Raw genomic sequence first — 21,410 nt, 5'->3', positions numbered from 1 at the left:
TTATGCGGCCACCACGTTTGGCGCTGAAAGCCACCGCACTGCTTGCGGCCCTGGGGCTGTCGTTGACCGCATGCGGCGGCAGCGGCGCGGCAAGCCCGAACACCGAGTCGGCACAGCCAGCCGGCGACCCGGTGCAGGGTGGAACCCTGACCTACGCCGAGGTCACCCCCATCGACAACTGGCAGACCCAGGCGGCCCGGTTCTACGAGAAGGCCAACGTGCTGAACTCGGTGCTGGACCGGCTGACCTATTTTGACGCCGAGCAGGGCAAGCTGGTGGGGTGGATCGCCAGTGACTTCACCTCCAACGAGACCAAGACCCAGTACACGTTCACCATTCGTGACGGGGTGACGTTTTCCAACGGCACCGCACTGGATGCCAAGGCCGTCAAGGCGAACCTGGACGCGCTGGGACTGGGCATCAAGGATGCGCAGATCCAGCCGAACGTGGATTTCTCGGCGTACAAGTCCTCCAAGGTGCTGGACGGGAACAAGGTCCAGGTCACCCTGAAGCGTCCGGACGCCAACTTCCTGCGCGCCACCTCCTCGGTGACCGCCGGGCTGGTGGCCCCCGAAACGCTGAAGCTGGACAACGCCGGGCAGTCGGCGATCTCCAAGATCGTGGGTTCCGGACCGTTCGTCTTCGCCTCGGAAAAGCCCGATGAGGAAGTGGTGTTCAGCGCCCGCGACGACTACGCCTGGGCTCCGCAGGGTGCCCAGAACCCGGGGGCTCCCTACCTGGATGAGCTGGTCATCAAGTACCTGCCGGAGGTTGCACACCGTGCCGGAGCCGCCCAGTCCGGGCAGGTGGACCTGGTTCGGGGATTGCAGCCGGTGGATGAGCAGGTGCTGAAATCCGGCGGCGGCCAGGTGTTCGCCGCGCAGGGCGTGGATTTGACCACCAACAACGCCTCGGTGCGCATTGGCTCCGGGCAGCTGGCCGACGCCAAGGTCCGCCAGGCGCTGCAGGTGGGCATCGACCGCCAGGCGCTGAAGGACACCGTGCTTTCGGACAGCTATGTGATTTCCGCATCGATTCTGAACCACAAGGCCCCGGGCTTCGTGGACTTCTCCGCGGAATTGGCCTACGACCCGGCGCGGTCCAAGGAGCTGCTGGATGAGGCCGGCTGGGTTCCGGGACCGGACGGGATCCGGCAGAAGGACGGGAAGAAGCTGGAGGTCACCGTCGCCTCCTCGAACAACTCGGTGGTCATCAAGCCGGCCTTCGAACTTATTGAGCAGCAGTGGCGCGAGATCGGGGTCAAACTGGTGAACCGGGCAGCGGACAACACGTTCCTGACCAGTGCCCTGGTCGATGACAAGGTCGAATTCTTCGGCACCCGGCAGTTCGCCTACGGCGGGCTGGGGCCGGTCTTCGGGCCGGCGAACAACACCCAGACGCTGAACGCGGACGAAGAGTTGAACGAACTGTTCACCCGGGAACAGGCGGCCACCACCGAGCAGGAGCACCTGAAGCTGATCGGTGAGGAACAGCGTGCCCTGGTGCTGGACAAGGCCCTGACCCTGGTGCTGTGGGATGAGGTCCAGGTCTACGGCGCGCATTCGGGCACCCACGTCGACTTCACCTCCGGCACCGCCCCGATCTTCCAGGGCGCCTGGAAGAGCGGCAAGTAGGGGAGGGAAGCATGGGCGGATACATTGCCAAGCGCGTTGGCCAGGCCCTGCTGGTCATCTGGCTGGCCTACACCGCGGTTTTCCTGGCGGTGCAGGCCCTGCCGAATGACCCGGTGACCATCTTCCTGTCCACCGACGCCGCCGCGGACCCGGCCACCATCGCACAGCTGAAGGCCCACTACGGCTATGACCAACCGCTGATCACCCAATACCTGGGGCAGCTGGGCGCGCTGCTGCGCGGGGACCTGGGCTACTCGCTGTCCTCCGGGGCGCCGGTGGCCGCCCGGATCGGGGAGGTCATCGGATCCACCCTGGTCCTGGCCGGCAGCGCCTTCGTGCTGGCCGTCCTGCTGGCGGTGGCCCTGGTGGCCGCGGCCACCCTGGCCCGTGGTGAGCGGCTGCGCCGGGCGCTGTTGAACCTGCCGCCGCTGTTCATTTCAATCCCGGTGTTCTGGCTGGGCCTGGTGCTGCTGCAGCTGCTGGCAGTGCAGCTGGGGGTGATGTCCCTGTTCCCGGACGGTTCGGCGCTGTCGCTGCTGGTGCCGATCATGGTGCTGGCCCTGCACCTGAGCGCACCGATCGCCCAGGTGCTGCTCAAGAGCGTTCAGCAGGTCTCGGCCCAGCCGTTCGTGGACGTGCTGCGCGCCAAGGGGGCCGGGGAGTCCTGGATCTTCTACCGCCACACGCTGAAGAACGCCGCCCCGGCCGCGCTGTCGATTGCCGGGATCACCATCGGCACCCTGCTGGCCGGCTCGGTGATCACCGAGACCGTGTTCGCCCGCGCCGGACTGGGGCAGCTGGTGCTGCAGGCGGTCACCGTCCAGGACATTCCCCTGGTGCAGGCTCTGGTGCTGCTCACCGCCGCCACCTTCACCGTGGTGAACCTGCTGGTGGACCTCATCCACCCGCAGCTGGACCCACGAATCATTACCGCCCACGCCGGCTCGGCACGGGCCCTGGCTGCCTGAAGGGACAAGGGATCATGAGCGTACTGACCGAACAGAACACCACCCCGGCCGGGCTGCCGGTTCCGGAGCCGGCACCAACCACCGCGGCGCCAGCACCGGGCCGCCCGGTGCGCCGCTGGCTGGGACGCTGGTGGATGCTGCTGCCGCTGGGCCTGCTGCTGGCCTGGGCGCTGGTGCCCGGCGCGTTCAGCGCAGCGGACCCGATCACCGGGATCCCGGCGCAGAAGCTGAGCGCCCCCAGCCCCGCCCACCCCTTTGGCACCGACCACCTGGGCCGCGACGTATACTCCCGGGTGGTGCACGGCACCGGGCAAACCCTGATGACCGCGGGACTGGCCTGCCTGATCGGTTCGGTGCTCGGCAGCGTGCTGGGCCTGCTGGCCGGCACCACCGGAAGGGCGGCGGACGCCGTGGCCATGCGCCTGGTGGACGTGCTGCTGGCGGTGCCCGCGTTCCTGATCGCGCTGATCCTGGTCACCGCCACCGAGCCCGGGCCGCTGTCCCTGGGCCTGGGGGTGGGGATCGCCTCGATCGCCGCGTTCGCCCGGCTGGTGCGCACCGAGGTGCTGCGGGTGCGCTCCCACGACTTCGTGCAGGCGGCACTGATGAGCGGCGGCGGCTACTTCACGGTGCTGCGCCGGCACATCCTGCCGCACGTGATCGGACCGGTGCTGGCCCTGCTCGCCGTGGATTTGGGGGCGGCGATCCTGGCCATCTCGGGACTGGGCTTCCTGGGCTTCGGCGCCCCGCCGCCCACCCCCGAATGGGGGCTGCTGATTTCCGAGGGACGCCAGTACCTGTCGGTGGCCTGGTGGCTGACCACCCTGCCGGGCCTGGTGATCGTCACGGCCGTCATGCTCACCGCCGCCCTGGGGCGCAGCATCAACCGCGCCTTCCGCTTCTAGGACAAGGACAGTGGACATGGAAATGAACGCCAAGAACACCCCCGCCGCACCGGTGGTGCGCATCGAGGACCTCACGGTACGCTACCCCGGCGGGACGGTGGCCGCCAACGGGCTGGACCTGCACATCCCCTCGGGGCAGATCCTCGCCGTTGTCGGGGAATCCGGGTCCGGCAAGTCGACCCTGACCAAGGCGCTGATCGGGCTGCTGCCGGCCGGCACCCGCGTCGAGGGGTCCATCCGCTTTGGCGGCACCGAGGTGACGAACCTGGATGTGCGCCGCTGGCGGGCCATCCGCGGGGCCGGTATCGGGCTGGTGCCCCAGGATCCGGGCTCCAGCCTGGACCCGGTGAAGACCATCGGCTCCCAGCTGATCGAGGTGTTCCGGCTGCACCCGCAGCGTTCGGTGCCCAAGGCCCAATGGCGGTCCCGGGCCGTCGAACTGCTGGCAAGCGTGGGCGTTGACCGCCCGGAATACCGGCTGGGCCAGTACCCGCACGAGCTGTCCGGCGGACTGAAGCAGCGGGTGCTGATCGCGATCGCCTTCGCGCTGGACCCGCAGCTGCTGATCGCCGATGAGCCGACCAGCGCCCTGGACGTCACGGTGCAGCGCACCGTGCTGGAGGTCTTCGTCTCCCTGGCCCGGCAAAAGGGCACCACGGTCCTGTTCGTGACCCACGACCTGGCGGTCGCCACGGACATCGCCGACCGGGTGCTGGTGATGAATTCGGGGCGGATCCTGGAGGACCGCAGCGTGCGCTCGCTGATCACCGAAAGCACCGAACCCTACACCCGGGCGCTGCTGGCCCAGGCCACCGGCAGCCGGCAGCGGCCCCAACCGGTCGCGCACGCAGACATCGCGATCGACGTGCAGGAGGTGTCCAGGACCTTCGGCCGCGGCGCCACCGCCCACCGCGCGGTGCACCAGGTCAGCTTCCAGGTCCCGCGCGGCACCACGTTCTCCCTGGTCGGGGAATCGGGTTCGGGCAAGTCCACGACCGCCAAGCTGATCATGGGCCTGCTGGATCCGCAGTCCGGGCAGATTCGGGTCAACGGACAGCGGGTGGGTGCGGCCCACGGCCGGCGCCGGCACCAGCTGTGGCGCCAGGCCCAGCTGGTCTACCAGAACCCGGACTCGGCGTTGGACCCGCGCCAGCGCATCGCATCGATCATTGCCGAGCCATTGCTGAACTACCGGCTGGGGGACCCGCGCTGGCGTTCCGGACGGGTGGCCGAGCTCATGGAGCAGGTCAGCCTGGCCCCTTCCCTGGCCGCGGCCCGCCCGCCCCAGCTCTCCGGCGGACAGCGCCAGCGGGTGGCGATCGCCCGGGCGCTGGCGTCCGGGGCCGAGATCCTGGTGCTGGACGAGGCGCTGAGCGCACTGGATGTGCTCACCCAGGAGCAGATCCTGGCCTTGCTCCAGTCCCTGCAGCGCGAGCACGGGCTGACCTACCTGTTCATTTCCCACGACCTGCATGTGGTGGAACGCATCAGCCACCATGTGGGGGTCATGCGGCGCGGGGAGCTGGTGGAGAGCGGCAGCGTGCACCAGGTGTTCACCGAACCGGCCCACCGCTACACCCGCACCCTGCTGGCGGCGAACCCCGGGCAGGTTCTGCGTGAACTGTGCCCTGCCGCCGGCTGAACCCGAGCCCGGCCGGGAAGCGCCCGGCCACCGTCGAACGACGAACTTCCCCCGTCACGAAAAGAGGAGCATGAGCACCCACGCCATCCAGGCCACCAGCGACGAAGCGGTCTACCAACGCCTGCTGGAACGCTTTCGCCCGGTCTTCACCCGCATCGCCCAGGGCGCCCGGGAGCGCGAACAACACCGTGAACTGCCCTACCAGCAGGTGGCGTGGCTCAAGGACGCCGGCTTCACGGCGCTGCGGGTCCCGGCCAGCCACGGCGGAACGCCGGTGAGCCACACCGACCTGTTCCGGCTGCTGATCGAATTGGCGGCCGCCGACTCCAACGTCGCCCACCTGCTGCGCAGCCACTTCTCTTTCGTGGAGACCATCGCGCTGCAGCCCGCCGAGTTCCAGGACCGCTGGTTCCCGCGGGTGCTGGCCGGCGAAATCTTCGGCAACGCCGCCACCGAACGCGGCGGCAACGCCCTGGGCGCCACGAACACTAAGCTGATCAACACCGGGGCCGGGTGGGTGCTGCGCGGGGAAAAGTACTACACCACCGGCTCCATCTTCGCCGACTGGGTGGTGGTGATGGCCTCCACGGACGGCGTGGAGGGGCGGCAGTACGCGGTCGTGGAACGCACCGCGCCGGGCGTGCGGATCCTGGATGACTGGGACGGCTTCGGCCAGCCGCTGACCGGCACCGGCACCGCCATCTTTGAGGATGTCCCGGTGCAGGAGCAGAACATCATCCAGCGCAAGGTCGCCTCCACCCTGGAACCGGCGTTCTTCCAGCTGTGCCTGCTGGCCGTGCTGGTGGGCATCGGCAAGGCGGCCCGTGGCGAGGCGGCCGGGCTGGTGGCCGCGCGCACCCGCACCTTCAACACCGGTTCCGGGGCGCTGTTCCGCGATGACGCACAGATCCAGGAACTGGTGGGGCGCCTGGCCGCCAATGTGTTTGCCGCCGAGTCGATTGTCATCACCGCCGCCCGGGAACTGGATGCCGCCCACGATGCGGCACTGGGGCTGGACGAGCAGCAGGCCTACCTGCGTGCCGAACTGGCGGTGCAGCAGGCCCACGTGGCCACCCCGAAGCTGGTGCTGGATGCCACCAGCGAGCTGTTCGACGTCACCGGCGCCTCCGCGGTGTCCACCAGCAAGTCGCTGGACCGCTACTGGCGCAACGCGCGCACCGTGGCCACCCACAACCCGGTCGCGTTCAAGGCCCGCTCCGTGGGGGACTACTTCATCAACGGCACCATCCCCACCGGGTTGAACTCCATTGGCGAAGCGAAGGGAAAGAAGTAAATGGGAACCTTTGACCAGCGACCGCGCCTGCTGCTGTCCGCCTTCTTGATGACCACCTCCAGCCACATCCTGGGCGGCATGTGGCGCCACCCGCAGGCCCAGCAGCACCGATTCCACGAACTGGCGCCCTGGGTGGACCTGGCCCGCAAACTGGAGGACGCGAAGTTCGACGCCATGTTCTTCGCCGACGTGGTGGGCCTCTATGGGGACCACGAGGGCGGCTGGGCCTCCCACGTGCGCAAGGGGCTGCAGGTGCCCAGTCACGATCCACTGGTGCTGCTCTCCGCGCTGGCCGCCGGCACCGGGCAGATCGGGCTGGCCATGACCAGCTCGGTCATCCAGGCCCACCCCTTCCAGTTCGCCCGCCAGCTCTCCACCCTGGACCACCTCTCCAACGGCCGGGTCGCCTGGAACATTGTCACCAGCGTCCTGGAAAACGCGCACCGCAACTTCGGGGGAGCCTCCCTGGTCGCCCACGATGACCGCTACAGCTGGGCGGAGGAATACGTGGAGGCCGCCTACAAGCTGTGGGAAGGCTCCTGGGCGGACGACGCGGTGCTGGCGGACAAGGCCAACGGGATTTACGCGGATCCGGACAAGGTCAGCAAGATCAACCACCGCGGCCAGATCTATTCCATCGACGGGCCGCACCTGGCCGTGCCCAGCACCCAGCGCACCCCCTTCCTCTTCCAGGCCGGTTCCTCCCCGCGCGGCACCCAGTTCGCCGCGACCCACGCCGAGGCGACCTTCCTGTTCGCTCCGCACCCGCAGTACGTGGCCAAGAAGGTCGCCCAGCTGGAGACGAACCTGCAGGCGGCCAGGCGCCGCCGCCAGGACCTGAAGGTGTTCGCCGGGCTTTCCTTCGTGGTGGGCTCCACCGAGGCGGAGGCCAAGGCGCTGGAAGCCGAATACGACCAGTACCTGGACCCGCACGCGATCATCGCGCACATCGGCGGCGGGCTGGGAATCGACCTGGGCGGACTGGATCTGGACACCCCGCTGGGCCAGGTGCAGACCGAAGGCGCCCAGGGGGTGCTCGAAGCGGTGCTGGCCTCCACCCCCGGCGGCAACCCGACGCTGCGGGATCTGGCCCACTACCGGGCCAAGGCCCAGCAGCTGGTGGGAACCCCGGAACAGATCGCCGACCAGCTGGAGCAGTGGCAGGACGCGGGCATCGACGGGCTGAACATCATGAACCACGTGCTGCCCGGCTCCTACGACAACTTCATTGACGGGCTGCTGCCCGAACTGCGTCGCCGCGGACTGGCGCAAACCCAGTACACCCCGGGAAGCCTGCGCCACAAGGTGTTCGGGCGCGGGGACCGGCTGCCGTCAAACCACCCGGCCGCCGCGTACCGCGGGGCATTCACGCACTCCAGCGCCGTCAGCGGCCAACCGGAGCAGAACCTGGTCCCGTAGCCGGACACAAGACCCGGGTAGCGGCCCCTTGGATGGCTGGGGGAGGCCGGGCCGCTACCCGCACCTGAACCACCGCTGCAAGTTCGCAGCGGTGGTTTTCCCCTGCCCGCACCCGGGGTAGGGTGACGGCATGAACGCCAAACATGTCAATGATCCAGAGGTTATCCGCCGGCTGCTGACCACCCCCGCCCGCTGGGCCGTGGTGGGATTGACGAACAACCCGCGGCGGGTGGCCCCCTCCATTGCCCGCTACCTGAAGGAACAGCTGGGAATGCAGATCCTGCCGGTATCCCTGAGCGGGGAAACCGTCATGGGGGAAACCGGCTATGAGCGTCTGGATCAGATCCCCGGGCACATCGACGTCGTGGACTGCTTCGTGAACTCGGCGAAGGTCGGGGACATCGTGGACCAGGCCATCGAGGTCGGCGCCAGCGCCGTCTGGCTACAGCTGGGCGTTGTCGACGAAGCCGCCGCGCAGCGCGCCAAGGACGCCGGGCTCGAGGTGGTCATGGACACTTGCCCGAAGATCGAATATCCGCTTCTCTAGCGCCAGTGCTGCGAAGGAGCCCACCCCAGTCCCTGCCCCGGACGGCGACTGCTACCGTGGGAACCGGACGCGGCGGAGATCCGGGACGGTGGAAATGAGCGCGCTGGAGGAACACCACGAAGTGTGGCGGACCCTGTGCCTGTCCATGCCCGGAGCCTACGAAGACTTCCCCTTTGGGGAACACAGCACCGTGTTCAAGGTTGCCGGACGGGACCGCGCCAAGGGCAAGATGTTTGCCCTGCTGATGGTGCATCAGGGCGAACTGCTGCTGAACCTGAAGTGTGAACCGGCCATCGCCGAACGGCTGCGAGACGAGCACGAACAGATCACCGGCGCCTACCACATGAACAAAAGACACTGGAACTCAGTGCGCGTGGGACTGGACCCGCAGGTGATGCGCGAACTGGTCGAGGATTCCTATGACCTGGTGATCGAGGCAATGCCGGCACGTGACCGGAGCGCCATCCAAATCAAGAGACACACCGGCGGCGGCTAACTAGACTGGTGGCATGTACTTCATCGTTGTTAAGTTTCAGGTAAAGCCCGAATTCACCGACAGCTTCATGGACCGCGTCGCCGAGTTCACCCGCACCACCCGCGCCGAGGAGGGCAACTTGTTCTTCGACTGGTCCACCAGCGTCGAAGACCCGAACGAGTTTGTGCTGGTTGAGGGGTTCCGTGACGACGAAGCGGCCGCCACCCACGTCAATGGCCCGCACTTCGCCGCAGGTCTGGAAGCCATGCGTCCGGCCCTGGTGTCCACCCCGAAGATCATTTCCCGCAAGGTCGATGGTCAGGGCTGGGAAGAAATGGGCGAGCTGAAGATCGACTAGTTTCTGCCGCTGAGCGACCCCGCTTCCCCGGCCGGGGTCAGGGCGTCGACACGTCAAAAGCACCGCCGCTGGCGGTGCTTTTGACGTTAATCTTCACCTTGTCTCCCTGGGCTCTCGGCCTCTAGTGGGTGTTGCCCCGGCGACGCAGCAGCACCATGAGCAGCCCAACGACCAGGATGACCGCGGCAACGATGCCGATGCTCGAGTACGCGAAGCCCGTGTCGGCCAGATCCTGATGATCGGGTGCCGGTGACTGGGAAGCGTCCGGGCGTGGCGGCGCGGGGCTTTGGGTTGACTGGGTCGGCGACGGCGACGCCGACGGGGACGCCGTGGGCGAGGCGCTCGGCTGCGGGCTGGGTTCCGTGCTCGGCGTGGTGGGTGCCTCGACAGCTACCGTGAGCGGCACGGAAATGTCCTCCCGGCCCACCTGCGAGATCACCAACTGGTACTGGCCTTCCTTCAGCTTTTGAGGCGCGGTCAGCTGGAAGGAGGTGGAGCCGGCGCCATCGGCCGCGGCGATGTCCTGAACTTCAACCTCCCCGTCGAAGGCGCTGGCCGAGATCTTCGCCCCGGGCTCCAAATCGGAAACCGCCACCTCCAGGGTGGCGCCAGGAGCGAGGGTGGCCGAGGAGAGGCTCACGGTGGCCCATTCGGCGCCCGCCTGCACGGCGCGGCCCAGCGGCGCTGGATCCACGACGTCGTGGGACTTGAAGTAGTTCACCGTGGCGTCCAGGTCCACCTGGCCGCTGTCGGCATGGTCCTTGGCTTCGGCGAAGGCCGTGAAGTTATCCCCGCCGGAGGCCAGGAACGCGTTGGCCGCGACCCGAAACGTGTCAGAGTCGGCGACGGGCTTTCCGTTGAAACTCACCGACGTGATGTGCTCACCGCGGGCCGCGTCCTCCACGTAGGTGTAGCTCAGTCCTTCGGAGATCCCCAGGTGCAGCTTTTCACGGGAAGCTCCTTCCGGCTGCCATTGCTGTTCGAGCACTTCATACAGCTGGGCGCCGGTCATGTCCATGGTGATCAGGGTGTTGGCGAAGGGCTGTACGTCCGCGGCTGCCTTGTAGGTGACGATGCCGTTTTGGCCGTACAGCAGATCAGCGCGCAGACCACCGGGGTTCATGAAGGCGATTTGTGCCGGGGCCCCGCCGAAGTCCTCGTTGGAGGTCGCCCACAAGTGGACATCGGCGATGGTGTTACCCAGGGTGGATTCCACGCCGCGGTCATCACCTGCCGGTTCGCCGCCGCGCAGGATGTCGGCGCTGATGGCGCCGATTTCCTGCTGGCCTACTTCTTCGGATTCGGCAACGGCCTTGTCAACAATCTCTGTGACGGCAGCGTTTGGCTTGAAAGCCGAGCCGCCTTCGGCAGCCAAGGGGACAAGCTTGGAGTCCGACTGCGTGACCGTGCCGTCGCTGGCATCAATGCTCAGGGAGATTTCGCCCAGGGTGGTGCCGTACTGATGCGCCTGGATCACCGGCCGGGTTTGGTCAGTGCCCGCGATTGGCACTGAGCAGTGGTAGGGCTTATGGGTGTGTCCGGAAATGATGGCGTCGATGTGCTCATCGGCATTGCGGATCAGCTGCCCATAATCCGTTGATTCCTTGGCAATCGTGTCACAGGCCGTGCTTTCGGATCCGTCGTGGGTCAGCAGCACCAGCACGTCGGCTTCACCGTTCTTCTTGTCGCCGTCGCTCAGCTTCTCTGCCACCCGGTTGGCGGCCTCGAGCTGGTCGCCGAAGGTGAGGTCGCTGATCCCGCTGGGGCTAACCAGCGTGGCCGTGTCCGCGGTGACCGTGCCGATGAACCCGACCGATACACCGTCGACTTCGCGGATTGTGTACTCCCTGAGGACCGGCTTGCTGGTGCCCTTCTCGTATACGTTCGCGCCGAGGGCATAGTCCGCCCCCTCGGCTCCTTCGGCTTTGGACTTGGTGCCGTAGCGGGGGATTACACGCTCCTCCAGGTCCTGGAAACCACGATCGAATTCGTGGTTGCCCACCACCGACAGGTCCAACCCGGCGGCGCCGAGCGCGTCAATCGTGGGCGCATCCTGCTGTGAAGCGGAGGCGAACGTGGAGGCACCGATGTTGTCGCCGGCCGAGACAAAGAGGGTATTCGCATTCTCCTGCCGATATTTTGCGACCGCTCCGGCCAGTACTGCAGCTCCGGCAGATTCGCCCTCGGCCTGGATGCGTCCGTGGAAGTCATTGATGCTCAGCAGGTTGAGCTCTACTTCCTTGGCCCGACTTGGGTCGGTGGGCGCTGCCTGCGCGCCAACGGCGCCGGAGGCAATGAGCGAAAAGGACGCCAGGGCAGTGAAACCGACCCTGGGCAGACGTCTGGAGGTAGACATGGAAAATCCCCTAGAGGTAAACAAGTGATCGTCACATGTTTATCCCACGGGAGTGAACCTGTCGATACTTTTTGATGAAGTGTGGGGTTGATGTCGGGGGCCGTTCACGTGGCCTCGCTTCACACGGCGTTCCCGCAGCGGGTCGGCCTGGTCGGCTTTCATCGCGAAATCCGCGCCACAGTTTGACTATCAAGCAGATCTTTCACGTTCACCGTGTGATCGTGGCCGGCTTCGGTGCAGAGCCGCAACGGGGGCGTGCGGATCATTCGCCGCTGGGTGGCCCCACCCGCGAGGCTCCCACGATTCGTCCGACCAGCGCGCATACGGCCAGCACGAAGAGCAGGTATGCCCCGGTAAGCAGACCGTAGGCCAACTCACGATGCTGGACGTTGAGGGCAAAGATGAAGACCGCGGCACCGCACACCAAAAGCGCAACCCCCAGAAGCCGCATCTTCATCTCTGCATCACGCATCCCTTGTTCCGTAGACCACGCTGTCCCGTGAAAAACCAATGACTGTAATTACAATAATTGCACAAATAGTTGTCCGAAGGAATCCTCCGAAAGGACTAGATGTGCCTGCTCACCTACCGCAGTGGGATGAAGCGGCGCCTCGGGGAGCAGGGTAAACCTAGGAAAAACCGGTTCACCGCCGTGAGCCGGGGGTGTGCGCGGTTAGAGGCAGCTGCGCAGGATCTTCTCAATGGCCGCCTGTTCGGCCTTTGTCATCCACGCGTCATATTTCGCCTTCACCTGCGTCTGACGGGAAACGTAGCTGCACCGGAAGGAGCGGTTGGGCGGCAGCCACGTTGCCGCGTCCTTGTCGCCCTTGGATGCATTGGTCGGGCCATCCACAGCCATCAGGTTCAGCGGGTCGTTGGCAAAGTTCAGGCGGGTTTCGGCGTCCCACTGCTGGGCGCCCTTCTGCCAGGCATCCGAAAGCGCCACCACATGGTCGATCTGCACCGCGCTGCTGGTTCCCTGCCCGCGCACAAAGGAGATGCTCTTGCCGGTGTAGGGGTCATCAAGTACGCCGCTGAGCACCACGCATTCAATGCGTCCCTCCCGGTATTCCACGTCCTTCAGGTCCCGGGCGAGAATGTCATTGCGCGCGTCGCACCCGTTGCGGTCGGGGTCCTTCCAGCCCTTGCTGAATTCCTCGCGCGAGTACCCGGTCTTCGGGGCGCGGCCCTTGACGTCGATTTCCTCAAGCAACGCCAGCGATTCTGCGAACTCAAGGCTTTGCTCTTCGGTGATGGGGCCGCCGGTGGAGGGGGCTTGTGACTGCGTTTGCCCTGGAGCGGCGTCGGGGTTGAAATCGCTGAGCGTCCCGGCCGAGCATGAGGTCAGTGACAGTGAGCCAAGCAAGAGGGCCAGGGTGATGAAGCGACGCGGGCTGCGCATGCGGTAGAAGGTTCCCTTCGATGCAGTGGGCGCACCAAAAATAAGGTGCTGCCTGTGGTGTACAGCCAGCACCTTATCGCTTCGGGGCGACACTATCGCCCGAACCGCCGGGGCACCTTCATGTGGTGTCCGTGACGCAGACCGCGCTAGTTGGTCGCGGTTCCCGGATCCTCGTCCTGGCCCGGACGGGTGTGCGATGCCCCGCCCTCATCACGCCACTTCTTCAGCTGCTCGGGTGACACTTCGCCGGTGTCGATGTTTTCTGGTGCGTAGGGGTCCTTGCCCTTGTCATTTACCGTGTCCATATCCTCACCGTAGGCCGGTTCCGGCAAAGCGACAAGGAGTCCGGTCCCGTCCGTTTTCGTAACGGCAACGGCGCGGCCTCGGCATTGTCCGGGCCAAAAAGTCTCCAAGTCGGTGCCTGGTCGCTGGATGTGGTAGGAATGGGGTTAGTGACACGGGGTGCCGCCGCAGCGGCTGAGAAAACACCCGTCGAACCTGCACCAGTTAGTACTGGCGAAGGGAATGTCCTGGATTCCACGATGCCCCGCACCTTTGAGTGGCTGCGGCGTATCCACCGGGTTCCGTTCGCCTTGACCCACATTCAAGGAGTTCGAACACCATGAACACACAAACCACCACCGTCGAAACCAGCAACAGTGCTCTGCCCCTGGCAGAGCAGCAGGTGTTGGTCACTGGCGCCGCGCGCGGGCTGGGCGCGGCCATCAGCACCGCCTTCCTGGACGCCGGAGCGAACGTGGTCCTCAACTACCACTCCTCGGGGCAGGCCGCCAACGATCTGGCTGTCCGCTACCCCGAACAGGCCCTGGCCGTACAGGCTGATGTGCGTGAAGCCGGGCAGCTGAAGGACCTGGTCCGCCAGGCCGAAGAGCACTTCGGCAAGCCGCTGACCACGCTGGTCAACAACGCGCTGGTCGACTTCTCCTTCAACGGGGACGCCCGGCCCAAGGCTGGCGAACTCAGCGCGGCCGATTTGAGCAAGCAGTTCACCGGGTCGGTGCTGGCCCCGGTCGCCGCAATCCAGGCCGTGCTGCCGAACATGCGCAAAGCCGGTTTTGGACGGATCATCAATATCGGCACGAACCTCTTCCAGCATCCGGTGGTCCCGTACCACGACTACACGGCCACCAAGGCGGCACTGCTGTCGCTGACCCGCACCTTCGCCGATGACCTGGGACCCGAGGGGATCACCGTGAACATGGTCTCGGGCGGACTGCTGCGCACGACCGACGCCTCCGCGGCCACCCCGGAAGAGGTCTTTGACTTCATCGCCTCCGGCACACCGCTGCGCAAGGTCACCAGCCCGGCCGAACTGGCGGACGCCGTCCTGTTCTTCGCCTCCCCCTGGGCCCGCGGCGTGACCGGACAGAACCTGATCGTGGATGGGGGACTGGTTAAGGGATGAGCCCCAAGCAATTGAAACTCAACCTGTTCATCTACGGTGCAGGCCACCACCAGGCTGCCTGGCGGGACCCGGACTCCGCTGCCGAACGCCTGGGCGACACCGGGTACTACACGCAGCTGGCGCAGACCGCAGAGCGCGGGCTGCTGGACGCGGTGTTCCTGGCCGACGGCCAATCCATCTCCCCGCAGGCCGCAAAGGCCGGACCCACCTGGTTCTACGAGCCGCTGACCCTGCTCTCGGCGTTGAGCCAGCACACCGAACACATAGGCTTGGTGTGTACTGTCTCCTCCAGCTTCTACTCCCCATTCCATGCCGCCAGAATGCTGGCCAGCCTGGACCACCTCTCCGGCGGACGGGCCGGGGTCAACGTGGTCACCAGCATGTGGGATGCCGAGGCGCAGAACCATTCGATGCCCGGGCTGGGGGACCATGACACCCGATATGCGCGAGCCGATGAATTCATTCAGGTGGTGCGCCGACTGTGGGATTCCTTCCCGGCCCAGGCCATACAGGCCAGCCGGGACGGGGACTTCGCCAGCCCGGAACTTCTGCAGCCCATCGAACACGTGGGGGAGCACTTCACGGTGCGTGGCCCCCTGAACGTTCCCGGCGGCCCGCAGCGGGCCCCGGTGTTGTTCCAGGCCGGCTCCTCCCCGCAGGGTCGGGAGCTGGCCGCGAAGTATGCCGAGGCCGTGTACGCGGTGGCCGCCGATCGGCAGATGGCCCTGGACTACGGTACCGATCTGCGCTCCCGGATCGCCGCGGCCGGACGCGACCCGGAAGCGGTGGCGATCATGCCGGGTCTGGTGACCTATGTGGGGCGCACGCATGAGGAAGCCCGGGCCAAGCAGCGCCGACTGAACGAGCTGCTGCCCACCGGTGACGCGCTCAAGCAGCTGGGCGTCTTCGTGCAGCAGGACACCTCCGGATGGGACCTGGATGCCCCGGTGCCCGAACTGCCGCCACTGCACAGCTTCACCGGACCGAAGGGACGCTATGCCACGATCCAGCGGCTGATCGCCGTGCACCAGCCCACGGTGCGCGAACTGCTGGGGCTGCTGGCCGCCGGAGGCGGACACGCCACCATGATCGGTACCCCGCAGTCCATTGTCGATGAGATGGAGCAGTGGCTGGACTGCGGGGCGGCGGACGGCTTCAACCTGATGCCGCCCACTCTGCCCGGCGGCATCGAGGATTTCGTGGACCTGGTGATCCCCGAACTGCAGCGCCGGGGACTTTTCCGCACCGCGTACTCCTCCTCGACCCTGCGCGGGCATCTGGGACTGGGCCTGCCCGCATCGTCCCGGCCCCGCGAAGAAGCCAGCCAGCCCGGATAGCGGCCGGGGCCGGTTCAGCGCGATCGGGTGCGTAGCGTCCAGTAGGAGGAGACGTGCACCCGCTTCTTGTCCAGGCCCCAGCCAGCGACGATGCGGGAGATCGCCTTGGCGGCAGAGCGCTCGCCGTGGGCGATCACCGTGCTCTGTGGCGGGGGAGTGGGCAGCTCCAGGAAAGCTTCGGCCAGCAGGTCGGTGGTGCCCGGAGGCTGTCCATTGCGGTGCAGCCAGCGCAGCTCCACTCCCGCAGGGTGGGGGATCTGCAGTTCGCCCTGCGGCCCGGCCACCTCCAGCAGGGCCACGCCCAGCGCCGTCTCGGGCAGGGCGGCAAGGGCGCGGGACGCCGCCGGGATCGCCGTTTCATCGGCGCCGAGGACGAAGTACTGCGAGTCCGGGTCCGGGCTGAACTTGCCGCGGGCCGCCGAGATCACCAGCCGGTCCCCGGGGCGCGCGGCCTGCGCCCACTCCCCGGCGGAACCGGGTTGATCATGCAGCACGAAGTCGATGGCCAGTTCCTGCGCGGCGCGGTCCACCCACCGGATGGTGTAGGAGCGGGAGCGGGGCACCTGGTGGCGGGGCAGGTGCTGCCGCAGCGCCTTAATGTCATAGGGCGGTTCAAGGCCCAGCTGGGGGTCGGCGAAGTAGACCTTCACATATTGGTCGGCCTTCGTGTTGGGCTGGAAACCGTCCAGCTGTGGTGCTCCGGCGATGATCCGCAGCATTTGTGGGCTCAACTGCTCGCTCCGGCGGATCTCCAGCACGTGCTGGCCCTTGCCCTGCGCCGGCGCCACACGGGGCTGGTCGGATTCGGGGGCGGCGGAGACCGGTGCCTCGGCGGGTTCCCCTTCACGGTGCGGTGCGTGGAGCGCGGAACCGTGCAGCATGTCGCGGGCTTCGAGCAGGGCCGCGGCGGCCCCGGCACGTTCGGCGGCCGCCCGAAGCTGCTCCTGCTGCTCTGGGCTCAACTCGAAGCCAGGGGTGTGGGCGTACTTCAGCGCCTTCCTCACCGCTTTGATCCCGGCCTTCGCCCCGGCCTGCTCGGCGCGTTCAAGCACCTGCAGGACGAACAGATCAGCGCCACTCGGAGCCCCCTCGCCTCGTCCGGGGCGCGGGTACTTCTGCCTCTGGTGCTTCGACATCTGCCGGCCCCCTTCGAATCATGCGCGGGTATCGGGTGGCGGTGCCGCACTGGCCCGGCCCACCGCGCTTGGGCCGGCACCTCGAGTCTGCGCGCTGCCGAGCTGGGATACAAGATGGGGCGGCTCACCTCCGCTACCGACATGACTCCCCATAGCGCCGCCCTACCTTGCACTATTACACGGCTACCGTGAACCTCAAGGCGGAAGAATCGAAAATTTTATTTGCCATCGTTAGTTGCGAGACAGCTTTGACGTACTAAAGTTCAGGCTGCGCAGATACGTCCGCGCATCTACCAAAGCCCAGAATACAGATCTGCAGATTTAGGTTCTTCTCGCGGCAGAGGTGTCCGGGGATAACGTCTATGTGGACCATGGCATTTCCATTGCACCCGCCAAGCGACCAATACCGGGGAAAGCACTCGGCGCATTGCGCCCAAAGGGACTCTGGTCATCACCGCCATGTACAAGATGGGAAGGCTCACCCCTGCGGAGAGGGGGAAACGCAACGACCCGTCTCCCCGCGAGGGGGAAACGGGCCGTTGCGTTAAATCGGAGAGTGGCGATTAACCGAAGTACTTCTCCATGGTGCCCTCGTGGGCCTCACGCAGTTCCTCCACCGAGGCGGTGAAGTGCCCCTGGACCTCCAGCGCGTTGGACTCGGCGTCCACCACACCGATCCGGGCCACGGTGATCCCGCGGGCGCTGGTCATGTCGTTGAAGCGCACTTCCTCGCTGCGCGGCACCGCGACCAGGGCGCGGGCCTGTGTTTCGGAGAACAGCGCAGTGAACGCGTCGATGCCATCACGGGTCATGACCTCATCCAGCGCCACCCGGGCACCCACGCCGTAGCGCAGCACCATCTCGGACAGCGCCGCGGCCAGGCCGCCTTCGGACAGGTCGTGCGCGGCGTCGATCATGCCGTCGCGGCTGGCGTTGATCAGCATCTGGCCCAGCGCCTTCTCCGCGGCCAGGTCCACCTTCGGCGGCAGCCCGCCCAGGTGCCCGCGCAGGTTCGCGTACTCGGAGCCGTCCAGCTCATCCAGGGTCTTGCCGATCAGGTAGATCGCCTGCCCGTCGGCCTCGGCGCGCCACCCGGAGGGGGTGCGGCGGGCCACGTCATCCAGCTTGCCCAGGGTGGCGACCACCGGGGTCGGGTGGATGGCCTTCTCCCCGGTCTGGTTGTACAGCGACACGTTGCCGCCGGTGACCGGCACGCCCAGCTCCATGCAGGCGTCGGACAGTCCGCGGATGCCCTCGGCCAGCTGCCACATTACGTCCGGGTCCTCGGGGGAACCGTAGTTCAGGCAGTCGGAGACCGCCGCCGGGATGGCCCCGGAGGTGGCCACGTTGCGGTAGGACTCGGCCAGCGCCAGTTGCGCTCCTGCGTAAGGATCCAGGTAGGTGTAGCGGCCGTTGGCGTCGGTGGCGATCGCCACCCCCAGCCCGCTCGCTTCGTCCACGCGCACCACGCCGGCGTCATCCGGGGAGGCCAGCGCGGTGTTGCCACCCACGTAACGGTCGTACTGGCGGGTGATCCAGGACTTGTCGCACAGGTTCGGGCTGGCAATCAACTCCAGCACCGCCGCCTTGAGCTGCTCACCGGTGCCCGGCAGGTCCTGCCCGGCCGCGGAGGAGCGGAAGGTGTCGGCCTGCAGCGCATCCTGCCAGTCGGGGCGGGCGTATGGGCGGTCGTAGACCGGGCCGTCGTGGGCGACGGTCTTGGGATCCACGTCCACGATCACTTCGCCGTTCCAGGTGATGACCAGGCGGTTGGTGTCGGTGACCTCGCCCAGCCAGGAGTACTCCACGCCCCACTTGGCCATGACGGCCTCGAACGCCTCAACGTTTTCGGGGGAGACCACCGCCATCATGCGTTCCTGGGACTCGGACATCAGGATTTCGCCCGGGGTCAGGGTCGAGTCGCGCAGCAGCACGTTGGTCAGCTCCACGTGCATGCCGCCCTCGCCGTTGGAGGCCAGCTCGCTGGTGGCGCAGGAGATGCCCGCGGCACCCAGGTCCTGGATGCCCTCGACCAGGGAGGCCTTGAACAGTTCCAGGCAGCACTCGATGAGCACCTTCTCGGCGAACGGGTCACCGACCTGCACGGCCGGGCGCTTGGAGGGCTTGGAGTCGTCGAAGGACTCGGAGGCCAGCACGGAGGCGCCGCCGATCCCGTCCCCGCCGGTGCGTGCCCCGAAGAGCACCACCTTGTTGCCCACGCCAGAGGCGTTGGCCAGGCGCAGGTCCTCGTGGCGCAGTACGCCCACGGCCAGCGCGTTGACCAGCGGGTTGCCCTGGTAGATCGGGTCGAACACGGTTTCCCCGCCGATGTTCGGCAGGCCCAGCGAATTGCCGTAGCCGCCGATGCCGGAGACCACCCCGTGCACCACACGCTGGGAATCCGGATGGTCGATGGCGCCGAAACGCAGCGGATCCATGACCGCCACCGGGCGGGCGCCCATGGAGATGATGTCACGCACGATGCCGCCGATGCCGGTGGCCGCACCCTGGTAGGGCTCCACGTAGGAGGGGGAGTTGTGCGATTCGATCTTGAAGGTCACGGCCCAGCCGTCGCCCAGGTCGGTCACGCCGGCGTTTTCGCCGATGCCGACCATCAGGTCCTTCTTCATCTCCTCGGTGACCTTCGCGCCGAACTGGCGCAGGTGGTTCTTCGTGGACTTGTAGGAGCAGTGCTCGGACCACATCACCGAATACATCGCCAGCTCGGCGGCGGTGGGGCGCCGGCCCAGGATCTTGACGATCTCGTCGAACTCGTTTTCCTTCAGGCCCAGTTCGGCCCAGGGCAGCTGAACCTGAGGGGTGGCCGAGGCATTCTCCACGGTGTCGATATTGAATTCCTGAGCGACGTCCTTGCTCATTTCTTGCCTCCAACAAGGTGGGTCAGAACACTGGTGAAGAACCGCAGGCCGTCGGTGCCGCGGTGGTCCGGCCCGAAGCCGGGCTCGATGGCGTGCTCCGGGTGCGGCATCAGGCCCACGACGTTGCCGGCCTGGTTGCTCACCCCGGCAATCGCGCGGCGGGAGCCGTTCGGGTTCCAGCCCACGTAGGAGAACGCGATGCGGTTCTCCGCCTCCAGCGCGTCCAGGGTCTTCTCATCGGCCACGTACTGGCCGTCCTGGTTCTTCAGCACGATGGTGATTTCCTCACCCTGCTCGTACTCACCGGTCCAGGCGGTCTGGTTGTTCTCCACGCGCAGCACCTGGTCGCGGCAGATGAACTTCAGATGGTCGTTCTTGATCATCGAACCGGGCAGCAGGTGCGCCTCGGTCAGGATCTGGAAGCCGTTGCAGATTCCCAGCACGGGCAGCTTCGCCTCGGAGTTCGCCGCGTCCACGATCTTGTCCATCATCGGGGCGAAGCGGGAGATCGCCCCGGCACGCAGGTAGTCGCCGTAGGAGAAGCCACCGGGGATGATCACCGCGTCCACCTCTCCCAGCGAGGTGTCGGCGTGCCACAGCGCCACGGCCTGGGCGCCTGCGGCGCGAACCGCACGGGCGGCGTCGCGGTCATCCAGTGTTCCGGGGAAGGTCACCACGCCGATGCGGGCGCCGGACAGTTCAGCACTGGGCGTCGAATAGTCGCCAATCAGGGGCAGTTCGGTGCTCATTAGTCCGCGACGACCTCGACGTTGACGACGTCCTCGATCACCGGGTTGGACAGCAAGGTGGCGGCCGCCTCACGGGCCTGGGTGAGGATCTGCTCGGTCACCTCGCCCTCCACGGTCAGCTCGAAGCGCTTGCCCTGGCGGACAGCTTCGAAGGAGGAGAAGCCAAGGCGGGGCAGTGCTCCCGCAATCGCCTTGCCCTGGGGGTCAAGGATTTCTGGCTTGAGCATGACATCAACAACGATCCGGGGCATCCGGCATATCTCCTGTGCGCGAGGGGGTTAAATGCCACACGGAGTTGCCGTCTCACACCAGGGGGATTGGCGCTCCGCGAGCTTGCCCATCCAGTCTACCGGCAATGTGACCGGTGCTGGGCCGAGTGTGAGCCAGCTATCCCCGGGACCGGAACCCGCCCGCCGCACGGGTGCCGGGCGCAGCCAGGCAGTACGCTGGAGGCGTGGCTACTTCACTGAGCACTTCACTCGCGGCGACCTGCCCTTGCCGGGTCGCCGAGGAGCACGCGCGCAGCTATGGGCGCTGTTGCGCCCCTTGGCACGCGGGACGGGCCGATGCCAGCGCGCTGCCGCAGAGCGCCGAACAGCTGATGCGTTCACGCTACAGCGCGTTTGTGCTGCAGCTGGCCGACTACCTGCTGGCGACCTGGCATGAGAGCACCCGTCCGCGCAGCATCGACTTCGACCCGGGTGTGCACTGGCTGGGGCTGCGGATCCTTTCCACCCGGGCCGGCCAGGAATCAGCCTCGCGCGGGGTGGTGGAGTTCGAGGCCAGCTACCGTGCGGCCGACGGGGTGGGCACGCAGCACGAAAAAAGCACGTTCGTCAAGGAAGACGGGGCCTGGTTCTACCTGGACGCCCTGTAGCCGCCG

20 protein-coding genes and 1 riboswitch are annotated in these 21,410 nt (G+C 66.8%); of the genes, 12 read left to right on the top strand and 8 right to left on the bottom strand.

Features of this window, described 5'->3' with window-relative positions:
* The first annotated feature begins 2 nt into the window (after nt 1–2).
* The 9 genes from FDN03_RS04440 to FDN03_RS04400 all read left to right on the top strand — a co-directional run bounded on the left by FDN03_RS04440 (nt 3) and on the right by FDN03_RS04400 (nt 9,242).
* Nucleotides 3–1,634, top strand: a complete 1,632-nt coding sequence (locus tag FDN03_RS04440) for an ABC transporter substrate-binding protein (protein WP_138174496.1) — start codon at nt 3–5, stop codon at nt 1,632–1,634.
* A gap of 11 nt (nt 1,635–1,645) precedes the next feature.
* On the top strand, nt 1,646–2,602 hold the full coding sequence (locus FDN03_RS04435) for an ABC transporter permease (RefSeq protein ID WP_138174494.1): 957 nt from the start codon (nt 1,646–1,648) through the stop codon (nt 2,600–2,602).
* Between the two features lie 14 nt (nt 2,603–2,616).
* Nucleotides 2,617–3,507 carry an ABC transporter permease gene (locus FDN03_RS04430; RefSeq protein ID WP_138174492.1) on the top strand — a complete coding sequence of 297 codons (891 nt, stop codon included), beginning with the start codon at nt 2,617–2,619 and terminating at the stop codon, nt 3,505–3,507.
* Nucleotides 3,508–3,523: 16 nt separating this feature from the next.
* Nucleotides 3,524–5,149, top strand: coding sequence for an ABC transporter ATP-binding protein (locus FDN03_RS04425; RefSeq protein ID WP_249354279.1), 1,626 nt, complete (start codon nt 3,524–3,526; stop codon nt 5,147–5,149).
* A gap of 70 nt (nt 5,150–5,219) precedes the next feature.
* Nucleotides 5,220–6,443 (top strand): acyl-CoA dehydrogenase family protein, encoded by a 1,224-nt coding sequence (locus tag FDN03_RS04420; protein ID WP_138174490.1) that lies wholly within the window; start codon nt 5,220–5,222, stop codon nt 6,441–6,443.
* Nucleotides 6,444–7,862: an NtaA/DmoA family FMN-dependent monooxygenase gene (locus FDN03_RS04415; protein ID WP_138174488.1), complete on the top strand. Its 1,419-nt coding sequence runs from the start codon at nt 6,444–6,446 to the stop codon at nt 7,860–7,862.
* A 130-nt stretch (nt 7,863–7,992) separates the two neighbouring features.
* Nucleotides 7,993–8,409 carry a CoA-binding protein gene (locus tag FDN03_RS04410; protein ID WP_054820967.1) on the top strand — a complete coding sequence of 139 codons (417 nt, stop codon included), beginning with the start codon at nt 7,993–7,995 and terminating at the stop codon, nt 8,407–8,409.
* Nucleotides 8,410–8,503: 94 nt separating this feature from the next.
* On the top strand, nt 8,504–8,905 hold the full coding sequence (locus tag FDN03_RS04405; protein ID WP_138174486.1) for an MmcQ/YjbR family DNA-binding protein: 402 nt from the start codon (nt 8,504–8,506) through the stop codon (nt 8,903–8,905).
* A gap of 13 nt (nt 8,906–8,918) precedes the next feature.
* Nucleotides 8,919–9,242 (top strand): putative quinol monooxygenase, encoded by a 324-nt coding sequence (locus FDN03_RS04400; RefSeq protein WP_138174484.1) that lies wholly within the window; start codon nt 8,919–8,921, stop codon nt 9,240–9,242.
* A gap of 121 nt (nt 9,243–9,363) precedes the next feature.
* Here the strand turns inward: FDN03_RS04400 and FDN03_RS04395 are convergent, their stop codons facing one another.
* From FDN03_RS04395 to FDN03_RS16390, 4 genes are all read right to left on the bottom strand, one after another.
* Complete coding sequence (locus tag FDN03_RS04395; protein WP_138174482.1) at nt 9,364–11,598, bottom strand: bifunctional UDP-sugar hydrolase/5'-nucleotidase; 2,235 nt, start codon at nt 11,596–11,598, stop codon at nt 9,364–9,366.
* Nucleotides 11,599–11,860: 262 nt separating this feature from the next.
* On the bottom strand, nt 11,861–12,070 hold the full coding sequence (locus FDN03_RS04390) for a hypothetical protein (RefSeq protein WP_138174479.1): 210 nt from the start codon (nt 12,068–12,070) through the stop codon (nt 11,861–11,863).
* A 201-nt stretch (nt 12,071–12,271) separates the two neighbouring features.
* Entirely contained in the window at nt 12,272–13,000 is a 729-nt protein-coding gene (locus tag FDN03_RS04385; RefSeq protein ID WP_138174477.1) for an HNH endonuclease family protein, read from the bottom strand.
* Nucleotides 13,001–13,146: 146 nt separating this feature from the next.
* Nucleotides 13,147–13,305 carry a hypothetical protein gene (locus FDN03_RS16390; protein WP_171021127.1) on the bottom strand — a complete coding sequence of 53 codons (159 nt, stop codon included), beginning with the start codon at nt 13,303–13,305 and terminating at the stop codon, nt 13,147–13,149.
* A 143-nt stretch (nt 13,306–13,448) separates the two neighbouring features.
* Nucleotides 13,449–13,543, top strand: a riboswitch (TPP riboswitch).
* A gap of 79 nt (nt 13,544–13,622) precedes the next feature.
* Here FDN03_RS16390 and FDN03_RS04380 point away from each other — a divergent pair.
* Entirely contained in the window at nt 13,623–14,426 is an 804-nt protein-coding gene (locus FDN03_RS04380) for a 3-oxoacyl-ACP reductase (protein WP_138174475.1), read from the top strand.
* A complete protein-coding gene (locus FDN03_RS04375; RefSeq protein WP_138174473.1) occupies nt 14,423–15,763 on the top strand; it encodes an LLM class flavin-dependent oxidoreductase in 1,341 nt (446 codons plus the stop codon). The genes FDN03_RS04380 and FDN03_RS04375 overlap by 4 nt, the downstream gene beginning before the upstream one ends.
* A gap of 14 nt (nt 15,764–15,777) precedes the next feature.
* Here the strand turns inward: FDN03_RS04375 and FDN03_RS04370 are convergent, their stop codons facing one another.
* The 4 genes from FDN03_RS04370 to purS form a co-directional block, all read right to left on the bottom strand.
* The gene (locus FDN03_RS04370) at nt 15,778–16,899 is read right to left on the bottom strand and encodes a siderophore-interacting protein (RefSeq protein WP_138174471.1); all 1,122 of its coding nucleotides are present in this window, start codon (nt 16,897–16,899) and stop codon (nt 15,778–15,780) included.
* Nucleotides 16,900–17,462: 563 nt separating this feature from the next.
* Nucleotides 17,463–19,778 carry a phosphoribosylformylglycinamidine synthase subunit PurL gene (gene purL / locus FDN03_RS04365; protein WP_138174469.1) on the bottom strand — a complete coding sequence of 772 codons (2,316 nt, stop codon included), beginning with the start codon at nt 19,776–19,778 and terminating at the stop codon, nt 17,463–17,465.
* A complete protein-coding gene (gene purQ / locus FDN03_RS04360) occupies nt 19,775–20,527 on the bottom strand; it encodes a phosphoribosylformylglycinamidine synthase subunit PurQ (protein ID WP_138174467.1) in 753 nt (250 codons plus the stop codon). Before purQ ends, purL begins: the two co-directional genes overlap by 4 nt.
* A complete protein-coding gene (purS, locus tag FDN03_RS04355) occupies nt 20,527–20,778 on the bottom strand; it encodes a phosphoribosylformylglycinamidine synthase subunit PurS (RefSeq protein WP_054820624.1) in 252 nt (83 codons plus the stop codon). The genes purQ and purS overlap by 1 nt, the downstream gene beginning before the upstream one ends.
* Nucleotides 20,779–20,981: 203 nt before the next feature.
* Between purS and FDN03_RS04350 the strand changes: the two genes are divergently transcribed.
* Complete coding sequence (locus FDN03_RS04350) at nt 20,982–21,404, top strand: YchJ family metal-binding protein (RefSeq protein WP_246049680.1); 423 nt, start codon at nt 20,982–20,984, stop codon at nt 21,402–21,404.
* Nucleotides 21,405–21,410 lie beyond the last annotated feature (6 nt).

This window comes from Glutamicibacter sp. V16R2B1 (assembly GCF_005774635.1).
Classification (GTDB): domain Bacteria; phylum Actinomycetota; class Actinomycetes; order Actinomycetales; family Micrococcaceae; genus Glutamicibacter; species Glutamicibacter creatinolyticus.
Note: the sequence above shows the minus strand (reverse complement) of the source record. Positions and strands in the feature narration are given on the sequence as shown.